The organism is Brevibacterium sp. 239c (genome assembly GCF_900169365.1).
Classification (GTDB): Bacteria; Actinomycetota; Actinomycetes; order Actinomycetales; family Brevibacteriaceae; genus Brevibacterium.
This window is the reverse complement of record NZ_FXZH01000009.1, coordinates 136,537-152,233: the sequence shown is the minus strand read 5'-3', so window position 1 is coordinate 152,233 and position 15,697 is coordinate 136,537. Positions and strand designations below refer to the sequence as shown.

Genomic DNA, 15,697 nt, shown 5'->3' with positions numbered 1-15,697 from the left:
ATCGAGCCTGGAACAACGGGTGAGCTATCCGGAGGTTCCTATTTGAGGCAACGACACCATGTTCCCGGAGGTTTTCATTTGAGGCAACGATGTTTCGTTCCCGGAGGTATTGCAATGAGGCAACAGGGAGCAGTCGTCGGATGCACTCGGTACTATGTGAGTGGCTCTGTCGACGCAGTGCCACTTCACCATTTGAAAGCAGGCCCATGTACCGGAGTCTCCTCCTGGCAAGTGTGATGGTGCTGGGTCTGTCCCTCTCCGGGTGCTCAGCCCTGCGGGTGAGCACAGCTGAAGGTGATTCGCGGCCGGTCAGCGTCGGCATCAATGACGGTTCGAAAGAAGAACCACACCAAGAGCCTGACACTTCAGTGATCCCATCTGGCATGACTGAGGTGACGGTCGATCTGGGGCCAGAATGCCCGATCAAGGTGCAGATGGCGATGGATGGACGGTGGAACGATGATCTCGCCTACGACAGTTACCAGCTCTACACTCGCGACGATGGTTCCATCATCACCGTCAACTGCTATAGAGCCGAAGGTGAGACGGCACAGAGCATCATCGACACGGCACAGGAACAGACCTTCGGAGAATCGCGATCGAGCATTCTGGAGGAGACATCCGGAACAGTCTCCGGTGGCGGCTATTGGACTGTCCACGGGTTGCTTGCCCGCCAGGAAGTCCGCGCCATCGATCAGACTGAGTCCGTGCTCTACGGAGCTATCGCCGGGATCTCCGATAACGGCCGACTCTACAAGGTCAGCGTCGAGATGGTCACCGTGGCACACAACCAGTCCGTGGCCGACCTCTTCGCACAGATGTTGCCGAGTGTCAGTTTCGCCGATCAGGTCCTGGAGCCACCAGCCCCCTCATAGGTGGGCGTGGGGTGTTCTGTCTTGCGCCTTTTGAGCAGCTCTCTGGCCGCGATCCGGCCCGCTCGTGTCGCACCGACTGTTGAACTCGCCGAACCGTACCCGACAAGGAAGATGCGTCGATCATCCTTGACCGAGACTTCGGTGTCCATGGAGATTCCGCCCTCGGGTGTGCGCAGACGTAAGGGCGCCAAATGGTTGAGAGCTGCCCGGAACCCGGTGTTCCAGAAAATGACATCGACGTCTTCGACTCGCTCATGTTCGAAGGGCTGCCAGGACTCAGGTAGCGCCAAGTGGTCGCTCGCCGAGGGCCCGAGGCCCTCCGAAGTCGTCTGTGCTTGGGTTGGTCTGCCTGGGAAATGGACCCCATGGGGCAGAATCGAATCGATCATTCCACGTGAGACGAGAACACCGGATTCGACGCCGTCTCGAAAATCCTGACGAACAGGCAGGCCCGTGGTGCGCACAACACTGGCGGGAGCAAGGCCGGCCAAGGTCCGAGAGCGCACGGCACGTTCGACCTCGATGCCCCAATTGCCGTCGAAGGCTCGCGAGGTGAAATTTGGAGGCCGGCGTGTGGCCCACAACGTCTCGGTGACTTCCGACAGCTCCAGTAGGAACTGTGTCGCGGAGATGCCGCCGCCGACGACCAAGGTCCTCAGACCACGGAAATCCTCGACGTCTCGAAAATTCGCGGTGTGCAGTTGGCGGCCCTCGAACTCGGCAATGCCGGGTACGAAAGGAACATAAGGGTGAGTCCAGGTTCCGGTCGCATTGATCAGGTATCGACTAGAGAGTTGAACACGTTCACCGTCGATGTCTGCTGTGATCTGCAGAGGGCCGGCACCAGGAGTGGGCGACTTCACCGTGACTACCTCGGCGGGGCGGACGACGCAGAGTTCTAGCTCGCGTTCGAACCGGTAGTAATAGTCGGACACCACTGCCGAGGCAGGTGTTGAGGGATCGGGTGTGCCCAGCGGGAACCCGGGCAGGTCCGCCACATGGTTCGTGGACCCCAGCGTCAGAGAATCCCACCGTTCACGCCAGGCGCCACCGGGTCCGGCCCCAGCGTCGAGGACGATGAAGTCTTTGCCTGGAACCAGGCCGTCGCGCCAAAGGTAATGGGCGGCTGAGAGCCCGGCCTGCCCTGCGCCGATAATGACGATCGGCCAATGAGAGTCGACCAGCAACTCCGAAATTCGGCACACCATGATGCCATTGTTTCAGGTTCGCGGCGCCTTTGGGCCAAAGGAGTTGACGACGGCGGGGATCGGGATAAAGATTGGTCGGTGAGCAATCAGGCAGATCCTTCGACCAATCCGTGGCGTGCCCTCTGGGCGTTATGCATCGGCTTTTTCATGATTCTCGTCGACTCGACCATTGTGACTGTGGCGATGCCGGACATCATGGACTCATTAAATGCGGACATCAACGCGGTCGTATGGGTCACCTCGGCGTATCTGCTCGCATACGTCGTGCCCTTGCTGATCACGGGCCGACTGGGCGACAGATTCGGACCGAAGCGTGTGTACATGGTCGGGCTCATCATCTTCACCGCCAGCTCCTTGTGGTGCGGACTGACAACTACCGTGGGTGCACTGATCGTGGCTCGCGTTGTGCAGGGGCTCGGCGCGGCAGCGATGACGCCGCAGACCATGGCCGTGATCACTCGGATGTTCCCTTCAGACCGTCGTGGTCCCGCCATGGGAATGTGGGGTGCGGTTGCCGGTATCGCGACACTGGTCGGACCCATCGCCGGAGGACTGCTCGTTGATGGATTCGGGTGGGAGTGGATCTTCTTCGTCAACGTTCCCGTCGGAATCATTGCTTTCGTCCTGGCGTGGAGGCTTGTGCCGCGTTTGGAAACGCACGCCCACAGCTTCGACTGGCTGGGAGTCGTACTTTCCGCCTGTGGACTGTTCCTCTTGGTCTACGGCATTCAGCAGGCGCATGACGTCAAGTGGGGCCCGCTGATCGGACCTGTCACCGTTCCCTTCGTCATCGGCGGGGGAGTGCTCTTCCTCATCGCATTCGTGCTGTGGCAGAAGTACACACACGCCGAGGTGCTCGTTCCCCTATCGTTATTCAAAGATCGCAACTTCACCTTGGCGAGCATCGCAATGTTGACGGTGGGCTTCGGCATCACCGCTTTGATGTTCCCCCTGATGCTGTGGGCTCAGACTGTGCTGGGGTATTCGCCAACTCAGTCAGCGTTGCTGGTGTCCCCGATGGCGATTCTCTCCGGGGTGCTGGCACCGTTCGTGGGCAAGATGGTCGATCGGGGAAGCCCGCGTGTATTCGCCGGCATCGGTCTGGGGTCCTTCTCCATCGCACTGTTCTGGATCGGCTCGATTCTGGGCTCGGACACTTCGCCCTGGGTGCTGATGCCGCCGATCCTGCTTCTAGGTGTGGCCAACGGCTTCATGTGGGCCCCGATCAGTTCGACGGCGACCCGTAACCTTGCTCTTCATCACGCCGGTGCAGGTTCGGGTGTGTACAACACCGTGCGACAGGTTGGTGCAGTGTTCGGCAGCGCTGCGATCGCTGTGGCTATGGAGTCTCGTCTGGCGGCCAACATCGGCGATGCCAGCGGGACGTCGGGTGGCTCCGGTGCGGAGGCTGTGGCCGCTATGGCGCCGGAAGGCGGGGGATCAGGGATGCCGGAATCAATTGCCACCGGGTTTGCGCATGCGATGGGCCAGTCGCTGTGGTTGCCAGCAGGACTCATCCTGATCGGTTTCGTCGCAGTGCTGTTCTTCGAAAGACCGAAAGCCCGGGTGCTCGGCTGACCTTCTTGCTCCAAGACTCGTAGTTGATGCCGGCTGAGGTCTAAGTACAGTCGGGTCCTTGCGGATTCATATAGCAGTCCTCATCGACTAAGTAGCGGTGGAAGCGGTAAACATCCATCGAGATCTCGTTGCTTGCTACGTGTGCGAAACCGTCGATGGGCAACCACGGCCCGCCGTCCACGGAAAACTCCCCGCTGAAGGTCGCAGTCATGCCGACAGTCTTCGCGCCCGTCTTCTGGTAGTCATGTCCGATCTGTGGCTCGTCGCCTGGGCGTGGCTTCGATCCAGGCTTTGAGGTGGTCCCGCCAGTGTCGTCGCCGAAATTCCAGTAGTACTTCTCCGGAGTGACCTTCACCGTGACTGCGTACGTCAACAGGGTCATATCGATATAGCTGGTGTCCGCGTCTGTCCAGAAAGCAGCAGGTTTGCCGATCACGGCCCAGTCCTTGGGCCAGGCATGAATCGTGGGGGCGGGAATGTCAAAGGTCTGGAACTGCGACTCGGGAATATTAGTGGGCGGCTCGGGCCTCGCGGGAGCACCGCCACCGCCGGGACCAGGGGCAGGGCCGGGGCCTGGCAGGCTGGCACAGATATGTCCGACTTCCTCGAGGACGCAATCCGGCAGGTCGCCTCCGCCCCCGCCGGAACCTCCACTGCCGTTCCCGCCGCCACCGTTTCCTCCACCTGAGCCGCCGCCGTTTCCACCGCCAGAACCTCCCGAACCGCCTCCGCCGCCGGGGCCGCCTGGTGCAGGGGGAGGGGGCGGCGGTTTAATAGCATCGCATTTGCTGGTGTCACCAATGCTGCAGCCGGGCCTCGCCATGGCCGGAGCAACAACACACAAAACTAGCAACGATATTGTCAGAGTTGCGATTGCGATTTCAGACAAGCGAAGTCTTAGCACTTACGCTCCCATAGCGACTGCTTGTCAACTAGCCAGCTGTCGCGCTCGAACACAATCCGGTGCTCCATTGTCACAAGTCCGTCTGGCTTGCCAGCTCCTTGGTCACCGGCTTGGATTAATGCCCAATCATTCGTATCTACACAGAAGTGAACTACTACGTTTGGTGGATCTTGTGCCTCTGCAGGATCCGCTACTTCGAATATTTCCACAGAAAGTGGATTGATTGCGCCCTCAAAAGTTGCGTCTTTATTTTGAACAGAGTTTGCTTCGGCTTTGATCGAATCAAGCGCCTCGCCCGTGGCGTACTTTGGGAAATTGTCGATCTTGTCGAAGTCGCCTGAGTAGGCATTATTTATCGATGTAAGGAATCCCTCAAACGCAACCAACGCCCCCTCGACGGCTTCCGTCTCCTCGGCACTGAGGTCAAGATCAGTCTCATAGGCGGGGACTGTCGGCTGCGGATCAGCGGCAGGGGAGGCTTTCGACGAATCTTCGGCAGGCAACGTCGAAGTTGGTGCAGCAACGGGGGAATGGTCTTCGCATCCTGACAGCGCCAGGGGCAGCGAGAGCAATGCGGCCAATGTCATAGCTGTCGTCGTGCGCAAACAGATACGTTCGCCAAGTCCAGTTTTCATTCCACGCCTCTGTGGTCGAGAACTCCGACGCAGAAGAATGGAGAGCGCCCGGAATCTCTACATTATGCGAGAACCGTGACTTTGAGAACAGGCGCAGTTGAATCTGTGGATAACTTGCTCGTGAGTGAGCGAACCTACTTCTTGGCTGCTTTCGCGGCGGCCTTCTGCTGCTTCTTGAATGCGCGGACCTCTAACAAGGTGTCCTCATTGACCACATCGGCGATCGAGCGACGGCTGTCCTCATCACCGTAGTCACCTGCGGCCTCACGCCATCCATCAGCCTTGAAATCAAACTGTTTGCCGAGGAGGGCCAGGAAGATCTTCGCCTTCTGATCCCCGAACCCTGGCAGCTTCTTCAGACGTTTGAGGACTTCGGGGCCCGTCGGATCACCTGAGGTCCAGATTGCGGCAGTGTCGCCGTCATATTCGTCGACGATCTCTGCAGCCAGCTTCTGCACTCGGGTCGCCATGGACTTCGGGAAACGGTGGACTGCGGGCTTGATAGAGAACTTCTCCAGAAACTCATCGGGATTCATCTCAGCAATCTTGACCACATCGAGTCTGCCCAGACGCTGCGCAAGCTTCGCCGGCCCAGCGAACGCGACTTCCATCGGGACCTGCTGGTCAAGCAGCATGCCCATCAGCAGGGCAAAGGGGTCATCGGCAAGGAGGGCATCGGCTTCGGCATCGCCGGAGAGGAATACTGAACTCATGGATCCATAGTGGCATGTATCCAGTTCGCAAGCACCTCAGAGATACCATCGAGTCATGATCTGCCCCTGTTCCGGAATGCCGCCCGGCGCCGACTATGACAACTGCTGCCGTCCTGCCTTGGACGCAGAGACCTGGCCAACGACCGCTGAGGCGCTCATGCGCTCCCGCTACACCGCGTTCGCCCGCGGCAACGAAGATCACCTCTTCCGTACCTGGCATGCCAAGACCCGACCGCGCGACATCGGATTGGATTCGGACACCGTGTGGCTGGGGTTGGAAATCATGGACACGACAGACGGTCTTGAAACTGATGAAACGGGAACGGTGCATTTTCGGGCAACATGCAGGGACAACCTCGGCGAGCACACCCTTGAGGAGAACTCCGCATTCGTCCGTCGTGCCGGCCGCTGGGTTTACCTGGATGCCCTTGAATGACTGCCCTTCTCAAACGACGAACTATGTCTATACTGTTGGCAGCGGCGCATCCACCGCCCAGCCACGGTCGTGATCCCAGCTCACTGACTATTCGGCGAAGGGGAGAGAATCCTCGGACGAACCTGTCACGGTGATCTCCTGACCAGGTTTCGTGCTGGGGGAGACTTGGTTGCTGAGGATCACACGCCATGACCAAGCACAAAGACTTCAAACACCTCGTCCGCACTCGCATGAGCACAACGGGAGAGAATTTCACCACGGCACGCGCAGCACTGCTGGACGACCGATCCAGCGCGGACCATAACCACCGCACAACCTCCCTGGCAGATCCCCAAGCGGAAGCCTTCAGAGCCAAGACGCTGAGGACATTCATGCGCGAGGGGCACCTGGTCTCGATCCCTACGAAGCGTAAGGCCCTCGTCGTGGTCCTGTTGGAGGTCCTCACAGCTTTTGAGACCGATCGGATCTACTGTGAGAAGGACGTCAACACTCTCCTCAGCGCTTTCCATCCGGATTTCGCACGACTGCGACGGGAACTCATCGATTACAAGTACCTAGATCGCGACGCGCACACCGGCCAGTACTGGGTGAACTCGCCGGTGCCGAAACGCAGCGGGAACCTCGGTCAGGAAACGGCAGCCTTTGAGACGTTTCTGCACTGAGTCGGCGACCGCGTATCCTTGAAGCTCGGGTCAACACCGGGCAAACACAAGGAGCATCTATGGGCCAGGCATACCACGCCGATTCGACCGATCTCAACGATAAAGAGATCCTCACGTGGGACACATTCGGCACGTCGGCCAGAGAGATGGCACAGACCATCGCCGACTCCGACTATGACCCCGAAATCGTCATCGCGATCGCCCGTGGCGGCCTGCTGCCGGCCGGTGCACTGGCCTACGCACTCGGCCTTAAACTCTCGGACGCCATCAACGTCGAGTTCTACACCGATGTGCATGAGACTCTGCCCGACCCGATTCTCCTGGCCCCGATGCTCGACATCGAAGCCATCAAAGGCAAGAAGCTGCTCGTCGTCGACGATGTCGCAGACTCGGGCCGCACGCTCGCGCTTGTCCTTGAACTGCTCAAGAAGCACGGTGCCGAAGCACAGTCCGCAGTCATCTACGCAAAGTCAGCGTCGATCATCGACCCGGACTTCGTATGGAAGCGCACGGATCAGTGGATCGTGTTCCCATGGTCGGCCGAGCCTCCGGTCGTCGCCTCCAAATAGGCACGAGTCGATGATGAACGCCTGGCGGGATGTTGATGCCCCGTGTGGTCGGGTCAGAGCCTATGTCGACGGTGATGTGATCCGCGCGCGGGGCATTCGCTATGCCCGCGCGCAGCGTTTCGCTCACCCCGTCGATGAGCCGCCCGTCGCCGACATCGACGGCAGGCAACCCGGCCCCGGAAGTCCGCAGTACCGTCGGGACCCGAACGCTGGAATGACCTTCGACCAGCTCGGCGGCCTGCCCACCAGCGAAGACTGCCTGCGGGTGAGCGTGACATCTCCGGCGACCACGGGCGAAGGCGAATCAGCACTTCCTGTGCTCGTGTGGATTCATGGCGGTGCCTACGTCGCCGGCGCCGGCGACGCGGAGATCTACGATCCGCACACCCTCGTCGAAGAACAGAACATCATCGTCGTCTCGGTCACCTATCGCCTCGGCGTCCTGGGATTTTTGGGCACGGGTAAGCCCGAACATTCCAATCTCGGCCTCCTTGATCAGATCTCTGCACTGCGGTGGGTCCAACACAACATCGCGGCCTTCGGGGGAGACCCCACCAATGTGACGATCGCAGGGCAGAGCGCCGGTGCCGACGCCTGCGCACACCTTATGATCGCCGAGGCGACCGATGGCCTCTTCCACCGCGTGATCCTGGCATCGGCACCACTGGGACTCGCCGGTGGCACCGAAGCGATGAACTGGGCCATGGCGAAGGTCGCAGCGAAGATCGACCCCGATGCCAGCATCGACCAGATACTTGCCGCACAGGACGAAGTGCACAAGTCGGCCTTGGTCGGCGGCCTGCACGCTGGTATGTGTTTCGGGGTCCACTACGGCGACTACCCGCTGCCGGCGAAATACGACACCGCTGCCGCCTGGTCGGAAGCCGCACGCAAATACGATGTGCTCATGACCCGCACGGAACGCGAGATCGCCTTCTTCGCCGGTTTCGTCCCAGCCTTCCGGCGGCTGCACGACCGTCACCTGACTTCCCCCATGCTTGAATCACTGATCTCAGGCATCACCTCAGCGGTCTACACTCGTGCAGCCAAAGAATTCTACGACCGACACCGCATGTCGGGCGGCCAAGGCACACGCCTCCTCATCGTCTCCCGCGGTGATGGCAGCTTCTTCGACGCCGCGCATTCCGGTGACCTTCCCCTGCTGTTCCCCGGCAAAGTCTGGCACGACAGCTTCCTCGACTACGGGGAGACGGCACAGATCGCCGGCCCAGAACTGCGCACTATCTGGGGACGCTTCGCCACCTCCGGCGCCCTGCCTCGAGTCCCAGTCCCCGGACTCATCGATATACTCGGCTGATCCACCTACGGCCAGGCTGCATGTTGCGTCAGTGCGTTGGACTATCGTGAACTCATGGACTCACACCAAGTCTCCGCCGCCCGTCTAATCGCCCAAGGGCTCATCGATTCTCCGCGATCGGAAACCGTCACGGCACTCTCTGTGGTCCGTCACCTCGGGTGCGTCCAGGCTCAGGCGCTCGGAGGTGCACTGGTCTCGATCGCGTTGCGCACAGGTACCTCGATTGCTGCTGTCCGTGCGGCGATGGACTCCGGCGCCATCGTTCGGACATGGACGCAGCGAGGCACGATCCATCTGACTGCGGCCGAGGACCTCGGATGGATTCTCAAGCTGACCGGGCAGCGGACCTTGAAATCCGTGGCGAAGCGGCGTGAGTTCTTCGGCATCGATGATGCAATGGTCGACGCCGCGGCACTACTGGCCGAAGAGGCAATCCGTGATCGTGGGCCTCTGACCCGCCAAGAACTGCTCAACGCCTTCGAACCGCTGCAGGCAGGCAAAGACTATGGGCACGAGCGCTACCTCATCACCACCCTCGCGCTGCGCAATATCATCACGCAGGGGCCGATGGTCGACGGCAAGGACGATATGAAATACGTCCTGAGCGCCGACTGGATCCCGAACCCGGTCGATCTCGACACCGAGGCGGCCCTGCATGAATGGATGCGACGCTATGTTCTCAGCCATGGACCAGTGACGATCGACGACGCCGCACGGTGGACGGGCCTGCCCAAGACACCGGTGCGCACTGCCATTGCCGCGGCCGTCGCCGATGGCGAGATCGTCGAAGACACCATCGAGGGCCGTGAACACTACCAAGCTCCCGAGCTGGAAGACCGCCTGCACGAGAGCAGGTCGGGAGCGAACAAACTCCTGTTGCTGCCCGGATTCGATGAGATCATCCTCGGCTACAAAGATCGCAGCGCCACCTTGGACCCGGAACACGAGAGAATTGTTGTTCCCGGCGGCAACGGCATGTTCAAAAATACCCTCATCGACGAAACCAAGGCCCAAGCAACGTGGAAGCGTTCACCACGCAAGACCGGTCCACGACTGATCATCGACCCCTTCGACGATGGAGCTGTCGACACTGACCGCGCCGAGGCTGTTGCTTCTACCCACCCCGCTTTCGACTGAGGCAGCGATGAAAGTGGGGATCCTCGCCAATCCGAAGCACCCACGCACCATGCGTGCCTATGCTTATCTCGTCGATTTCCTAGTTCGAGCTCGCACCACGTACTGCAGTGCAACAACGACGCGGCAGTGGCCGGGCAACAAGCAGGCTTCGCAACTGCTGGACTGGGGCGCCGATCTCATCGTCGTGCTCGGCGGCGATGGCACTCTGCGCGTGAGTGCTCCGGTGTTGGCAGCAGCGAAAGTGCCGGTGCTCATCATTCCCACCGGAACCGCAAATGTCTTGTCAAAGCATCTTGGGATTCGATCGGCGCAACATGCCATGCAGCTGGCCGAAGAGCATATTGACTCCCAGACAGTGACCCGCTGCGAAGTACCAGTGAACGAAGCAGACTGTTTCACCACCACGGCTGGTCTGCGACGCGAGCACTTTGTGTCGTTGGCAGGAATCGGGGGAGACGCAAGAGCAGTGTCCGGGCGTCCACATGTGCCGAGAGCGCTGAGATTGGGAGTCCTCGGCTATGCCTATGGCGCCAGTCGAGCACTGTTCGCTCCACTCATCAATGCGCGCATCACCGACACTCAGATCGGCGCCCCGGAGATTGCTGATCCGCGGATCGTCGGCAATCCGAACGCCGGCACGGTGGGATCAGAAGTGTGGTCGGTGATGGCGTCGAAGACGGCACGACCCGCAGGTCCGATCCCAGTGTTCGAGCACGCAAACCTGGGAGCAGAAGAATTAGAATTCCTCGCAGTGGAGCTGACCACGACGAAACCCGGCGGCCGCCTCGGAGAATGGGCGCAGATCGCTTGGGACTGTGTGAACCGCCGTCCGGCACATCATCCCGCGATGCACTACTGGCGGGGAGACCAAGTCAGCATCAGCCTTGACGCTCCGGCCCCGGTCCAGCTCGACGGCGACCTCATCGGTGACTGCCGTCGGCTGGACTTGCGGGCGGGAACGACCTCTCTGACGGTCCTGACGCCGAACTAGCGCCGGCGACGCGAGGTGCCGAAGATTCCGCGTGTGATCTCTCGGACCGCGGTGCGAGAGAACTGCTTGAACGCCGAAGACTTCACGACCTTGGAGAACATGCTGTCGTCGTCCTTCTGCTTCGCACCGGAACCTGACCGCGAGCCCGAACCAGAACGCGAACTCTGCGTCGCATCTTCCGGGAACGCAACCTTGTCCGCAGCCGCCTGCTCCTGCTCATGAGCCTCGGAGCCTGACTCCAGACGCTTCGTGAGGATCTCGCGAGCAGACTCGTTGTCGATGGCAGTGCCGTACTTCTCCTGTTGCGGGGATGCCGCCACTGCCGACTTGATCTCGTCCTCGGACATCGGCCCCATCTGCGACTCGGGCGCACGCATCCTCGTTGGGGCTACAGGAGTGGGCGCACCCTCGGGGTCCATGACCGTCACGACAGCCTCGCCGATACCCAGCGAAGTAAGCAGCTCTTCAAGATCGTAGTCAGACTTGGGGAACGTCTGCACCGTCGACTTCAGCGCCTTGGCATCATTGGGAGTATGCGCACGCAACTGGTGCTGAATGCGCGAACCCAGTTGGGCGAGCACATCTTCGGGCACGTCCTTCGGAGTCTGCGTGACAAAGAAGATGCCAACACCCTTGGAACGGATGAGGCGCACGGTCTGCGTCACGGACTGCAGGAAGGCCTTCGACCCGTCGGCGAAGAGCAGGTGGGCCTCGTCGAAGAAGAACACGAGTGAGGGTTTGTCGGCATCACCGACCTCCGGCAGATCCTGGAACAAGTCGGCCAGAAGCCACATCAGAAAGGTGGAGAACAGAGCGGGAGACTGATTGAGTTTCTGCAGCTCGAGGACCGAGATGATGCCGGCGCCATTGTCGTCAAGGCGCAGAAGATCTGCGGTGTCGAACTCGGGTTCGCCGAAGAACACATCGCCGCCCTGCGCAGAGAGCTCGGAGATCTTTCGCAGAATGACCCCGACGGTGGCCTTCGACGCCCCACCGATGTCTTCGAGATCCGCCTTGCCCTCATCCGAGGTGAGGAAGTTCAGGACCGCGCGCAGATCGGAGAGATCGAGGAGTGCGAGACCAGCAGTGTCGGCATAGTGGAAGACCAGCGACAGCACCGACTCCTGCGTGTCGTTGAGTTCGAGAACCTTCGAGAGCAGAATCGGTCCGAACGAGGTGACAGTGGCGCGCAGCGGGGTCCCCAGCCCCGAATCGCCCAACGTGTAGAATTCAGTAGGATTCGCCGAGGCATTCCACTCCTGGCCCGCGGCCTCGAGTCGTTTGCTCAGCTTGTCGGAAGCCTTTCCTGCCGCACCGACTCCAGATAGGTCGCCCTTGATGTCGGAGGCGAACACGGGAACACCGGCGCGGGAGAGCTGCTCGGCCAGGACCTGCAAGGTCACGGTCTTGCCTGTGCCGGTGGCGCCGGCCACAAGCCCGTGCCGATTGAGCATCGACAGGGGAATAGAAATGGGTGTGTCCTTGTCGGGCACATCCTCGTTCAGTGCCACCCCCAATTGCAGGGTCGGACCGTCGAAGGTGTATCCGGACTTGAGTGTGTGCAGCGTCTCATTCGTCATGGTTCAATCTTTACACGGCCGCACCGAGGCTGTGCAGGAATTCTTCGTGGATCCTCGTATCGGCCCCGAGTTCAGGGTGGAAACTGCCGCCCCAGATATTTCCCTGGCGCACCAGCACCGGCAGCTCGGCGAATGAGGCGAGCACTTCGACACGAGCACCCAAGTCCACGATCCGCGGAGCCCGGATGAATGTCGCGTCGAATTCGCTGTCGAGCCCGGTGACCTGCACAGGTGCACTGAACGAATCCCGTTGCCGGCCATAGGCATTGCGGGCAACCGTGACATCAAGACCACCGAGGCGGTCGAAGCCGTCCAGCGATTCATCCGTGAGCCGATCGGCCAGAAGAATGAGCCCCGCACAGGTTCCGAAGACCGGCAGACCAGCACCGATTCTCTCACCGAGTGCAGGAAAGAGCCCGGTGGTGGCAGCGATGCGCACCATGGCCGATGACTCGCCTCCGGGAAGGATGATCGAGTCGATGCCATCAAGGTGCTCTGGCCGTGTCACCTTGCAGGCATCGACACCCAGGGAACCCAGGACACCGAGGTGTTCCCTGAAGGCTCCCTGGAGGCTGAGGACGCCGACTCTCACCAGCCGCGCTCTGCCAGTCGGTGGGGTGCGGGAACATCTGCGACGTTGATGCCGACCATCGCATCGGCGAGCCCGCGGGAAGCCTTCGCCACGGCGATCGGATCATCGAAGTGAGTGGTCGCCTCGACGATGGCCTTGGCACGAGCCTCGGGGTTGCCGGATTTGAAGATGCCGGAGCCGACGAAGACACCATCGGCGCCCAGCTGCATCATCATCGCCGCATCCGCCGGGGTGGCGATGCCACCGGCGACGAAGGTCACGACGGGCAGTCGGCCCAGGCCGGCGACCTGCTTGATCAGGTGATACGGGGCCGAGTGCTCTTTGGCCGCGACGTAGAGCTCGTCCTCGCTCTTTGCACCCAGAGCCCTGATTTCGGAGTTGATGGTCCGCAGGTGGCGCATCGCCTCGGAGACGTCACCGGTGCCTGCTTCACCCTTCGAACGGATCATCGAGGCACCCTCCGTGATGCGACGCAGAGCCTCGCCGAGGTTGGTCGCACCGCAGACGAAAGGAACCTTGAACACGGACTTGTCGATGTGATTGACGAAGTCAGCGGGGGAGAGGACCTCGGATTCGTCGATGTAGTCCACACCGAGTGTCTCGAGGATCTGAGCCTCGACGAAATGGCCGATTCGGGCTTTGGCCATCACCGGGATCGACACGGCAGCGGTGATGCCGTCGATGAGGTCGGGGTCGCTCATCCGGGCCACTCCACCCTGAGCGCGGATGTCGGCGGGCACGCGTTCGAGTGCCATGACCGCCGAGGCTCCGGCCGCCTCTGCGATGCGCGCCTGCTCTTCGTTGACGACGTCCATGATGACGCCGCCCTTGAGCATCTGGGCCAGGCCGGTGTTGAGCAAGGTCTGTGTCTGTGTCATTGTCGTGCATTCCGTTCGTGGTGAGCTCGATGTGAGCGAGCGTGGCGTGCCCGATGGGCCGGGCGAATTGATCGGTGAGAACGGCCGTTCACCACAAGAGTAGATCCATCCGTGGCTCAACAGGAGTGCCAGAAAACATGAAAAGTTTTAGGCCAGTATGATCAGAGCATGCTTCCAGTTCAGCCGACGCGTCCCCCCGCCCTCCAGTCGGAAACGCTCCTGCCTCGAGCCGATGGGATTGCGCTGCCCATCGATATCGACCGGGGCGCGTCGACACCGCTGCCGGACCAGCTGGTGGCCGAGATCAGGCGGCTCATCGCCGCCGGAGCGATTCGTCCCGGCGAACCCGTCCCCGCCAGCAGGCGTCTGGCCGCCTACCTCGAAGTCTCCCGTGGGACCGTGGAAACCGCGTACGCCCAGCTTGTCGTCGAAGGGTTCCTCATCACGGCGGAACGCTCCGCGACACGAGTGAACCCGGAGCTGCCGAGCACGCCGCGCACACGGAACCCACGGATGCGTCCAGCTCAGGTCCCGCGACGTAGGCTGCGCAGCTTCGTCGACCTGCGTCCGGGCTTCGGCGGCGACAACCCACTGCAGGAGCCCGCATTCCGCAGAGCGTGGCGTGATTCGCTCGACATCGATCCTGGCCCGATCGATCCGCTGGGCCAGCCGCAGACCAGATGGGCGATCGCCGATCACTTGCGCCTGACGCGGGGGATGAGCGTGGACCCGGATGACATCATCCTCACCAGCGGGTCCCGTGACGGTCTGCGCCTGCTCTTCACAACGGGTGTCGAGGGTGCGATCGGTGTCGAGAACCCTGGATTTCCGGGTCTGCGTCAGGCCATGTCCGACCGCGTTCTCCAGGCCATCGACACGACACACTTACCCGATGGCACCCCTGATGGTCTGGGCGCGGTCGTTGTCACCCCCAATCACCAGTTCCCGCACGGAACCACCATGCCCATCGACCGGCGGGTCAGACTTCTGGCATGGGCACAGTCGACCGGCGTCATCATCATCGAAGACGACTACGATAGTGAAGCCCGCTACACACATACCGTGGTGCCCACCCTCTACGATCTCGCGGAGTCCACGGACGCTTCGGCCCAGGTGGTCCACCTAGGTACCTTCTCGACTTTGCTGACCTCGGCCGTGTCCACCGGGTACGTCATCGCCCATGGGGACCTCGGGCACCGATTGAGCAGTATGCGTACCGCTCTGGGCCCGGCCTTCTCACCGGTCATGCAGACAGCGATTGCGTCCTATCTCAGTTCGGGAGGATTGCGGCGGCGCATCTCGCGTGGTCGGCGCAGGCTCAGAGCCGCCGAGGCGGTCCTGGCTCAGATCGGACCGATCCCTGGCCTCGTCCACGAAGGTCGAACCCTCGTTATTGAAACTACGGCGGCCACCGCTGCACAACTGCGCAGCGACTTGGCAGAGCGAGGGATCCTGGTGGCCTCGCTGGCTGCCGGCTGGAGTGCCGAGACCGACGTCAGACACGGTATTGTCATCGCCCACTCGAATGTTGAAGGCGCCGTGCTCCATCAGGCCCTGGAGACGGTGCAGTCGCTGCTGGACGAGGCCGACCAGTGACGATCCGGCAGGGGCAGTTGAGTAG

Annotated in this window: 16 protein-coding genes; 9 read left to right on the top strand and 7 right to left on the bottom strand. The window is 61.3% G+C overall.

What is annotated here, in order from left to right:
• The first annotated feature begins 383 nt into the window (after nucleotides 1-383).
• Nucleotides 384-875 carry a hypothetical protein gene (locus tag BSP239C_RS10555; RefSeq protein WP_226831073.1) on the top strand — a complete coding sequence of 164 codons (492 nt, stop codon included), beginning with the start codon at nucleotides 384-386 and terminating at the stop codon, nucleotides 873-875.
• Here BSP239C_RS10555 and BSP239C_RS10550 read toward each other — a convergent pair.
• Nucleotides 845-2,083, bottom strand: a complete 1,239-nt coding sequence (locus BSP239C_RS10550) for an NAD(P)-binding domain-containing protein (protein ID WP_101572617.1) — start codon at nucleotides 2,081-2,083, stop codon at nucleotides 845-847. The genes BSP239C_RS10555 and BSP239C_RS10550 overlap by 31 nt on opposite strands.
• A gap of 78 nt (nucleotides 2,084-2,161) precedes the next feature.
• Between BSP239C_RS10550 and BSP239C_RS10545 the strand changes: the two genes are divergently transcribed.
• A complete protein-coding gene (locus BSP239C_RS10545; protein WP_257930170.1) occupies nucleotides 2,162-3,661 on the top strand; it encodes a DHA2 family efflux MFS transporter permease subunit in 1,500 nt (499 codons plus the stop codon).
• A 40-nt stretch (nucleotides 3,662-3,701) separates the two neighbouring features.
• On the opposite strand, the gene BSP239C_RS20710 is transcribed toward BSP239C_RS10545, so the two are convergent.
• The 3 genes from BSP239C_RS20710 to BSP239C_RS10530 all read right to left on the bottom strand — a co-directional run bounded on the left by BSP239C_RS20710 (nucleotide 3,702) and on the right by BSP239C_RS10530 (nucleotide 5,913).
• Nucleotides 3,702-4,097 carry a hypothetical protein gene (locus BSP239C_RS20710; RefSeq protein WP_101572593.1) on the bottom strand — a complete coding sequence of 132 codons (396 nt, stop codon included), beginning with the start codon at nucleotides 4,095-4,097 and terminating at the stop codon, nucleotides 3,702-3,704.
• A 461-nt stretch (nucleotides 4,098-4,558) separates the two neighbouring features.
• Nucleotides 4,559-5,200, bottom strand: a complete 642-nt coding sequence (locus tag BSP239C_RS20455; protein ID WP_145997433.1) for a hypothetical protein — start codon at nucleotides 5,198-5,200, stop codon at nucleotides 4,559-4,561.
• Between the two features lie 134 nt (nucleotides 5,201-5,334).
• Nucleotides 5,335-5,913: an HhH-GPD-type base excision DNA repair protein gene (locus tag BSP239C_RS10530; protein WP_101572591.1), complete on the bottom strand. Its 579-nt coding sequence runs from the start codon at nucleotides 5,911-5,913 to the stop codon at nucleotides 5,335-5,337.
• Between the two features lie 55 nt (nucleotides 5,914-5,968).
• Here BSP239C_RS10530 and BSP239C_RS10525 point away from each other — a divergent pair, with 55 nt between their 5' ends.
• From BSP239C_RS10525 to BSP239C_RS10500, 6 genes are all read left to right on the top strand, one after another.
• A complete protein-coding gene (locus tag BSP239C_RS10525) occupies nucleotides 5,969-6,349 on the top strand; it encodes a YchJ family protein (protein ID WP_257930169.1) in 381 nt (126 codons plus the stop codon).
• Between the two features lie 188 nt (nucleotides 6,350-6,537).
• Nucleotides 6,538-7,011: a DUF2087 domain-containing protein gene (locus tag BSP239C_RS10520; protein ID WP_101572587.1), complete on the top strand. Its 474-nt coding sequence runs from the start codon at nucleotides 6,538-6,540 to the stop codon at nucleotides 7,009-7,011.
• Between the two features lie 59 nt (nucleotides 7,012-7,070).
• A complete protein-coding gene (locus BSP239C_RS10515) occupies nucleotides 7,071-7,580 on the top strand; it encodes a phosphoribosyltransferase (RefSeq protein ID WP_101572585.1) in 510 nt (169 codons plus the stop codon).
• Nucleotides 7,581-7,590: 10 nt separating this feature from the next.
• On the top strand, nucleotides 7,591-8,898 hold the full coding sequence (locus BSP239C_RS10510) for a carboxylesterase family protein (RefSeq protein ID WP_257930168.1): 1,308 nt from the start codon (nucleotides 7,591-7,593) through the stop codon (nucleotides 8,896-8,898).
• 54 nt (nucleotides 8,899-8,952) lie between these two features.
• Nucleotides 8,953-10,035, top strand: coding sequence for a winged helix DNA-binding domain-containing protein (locus BSP239C_RS10505; RefSeq protein ID WP_101572581.1), 1,083 nt, complete (start codon nucleotides 8,953-8,955; stop codon nucleotides 10,033-10,035).
• A 7-nt stretch (nucleotides 10,036-10,042) separates the two neighbouring features.
• The gene (locus BSP239C_RS10500; RefSeq protein ID WP_180958980.1) at nucleotides 10,043-11,026 is read left to right on the top strand and encodes a diacylglycerol kinase family protein; all 984 of its coding nucleotides are present in this window, start codon (nucleotides 10,043-10,045) and stop codon (nucleotides 11,024-11,026) included.
• Here the strand turns inward: BSP239C_RS10500 and BSP239C_RS10495 are convergent.
• Genes BSP239C_RS10495 through pdxS form a run of 3 tightly spaced genes read right to left on the bottom strand, consistent with a single transcriptional unit; the run spans nucleotide 11,023 to nucleotide 14,076 of the window.
• Entirely contained in the window at nucleotides 11,023-12,606 is a 1,584-nt protein-coding gene (locus BSP239C_RS10495; protein WP_101572577.1) for a helicase HerA-like domain-containing protein, read from the bottom strand. The two genes, BSP239C_RS10500 and BSP239C_RS10495, sit on opposite strands and share 4 nt — an antisense overlap.
• A 10-nt stretch (nucleotides 12,607-12,616) precedes the next feature.
• Nucleotides 12,617-13,198 (bottom strand): pyridoxal 5'-phosphate synthase glutaminase subunit PdxT, encoded by a 582-nt coding sequence (gene pdxT / locus BSP239C_RS10490; protein WP_101572575.1) that lies wholly within the window; start codon nucleotides 13,196-13,198, stop codon nucleotides 12,617-12,619.
• The gene (gene pdxS, locus BSP239C_RS10485) at nucleotides 13,195-14,076 is read right to left on the bottom strand and encodes a pyridoxal 5'-phosphate synthase lyase subunit PdxS (protein WP_101572572.1); all 882 of its coding nucleotides are present in this window, start codon (nucleotides 14,074-14,076) and stop codon (nucleotides 13,195-13,197) included. The genes pdxT and pdxS overlap by 4 nt, the downstream gene beginning before the upstream one ends.
• A 168-nt stretch (nucleotides 14,077-14,244) precedes the next feature.
• Between pdxS and BSP239C_RS10480 the strand changes: the two genes are divergently transcribed.
• Entirely contained in the window at nucleotides 14,245-15,672 is a 1,428-nt protein-coding gene (locus BSP239C_RS10480; protein WP_101572570.1) for a PLP-dependent aminotransferase family protein, read from the top strand.
• Nucleotides 15,673-15,697 lie beyond the last annotated feature (25 nt).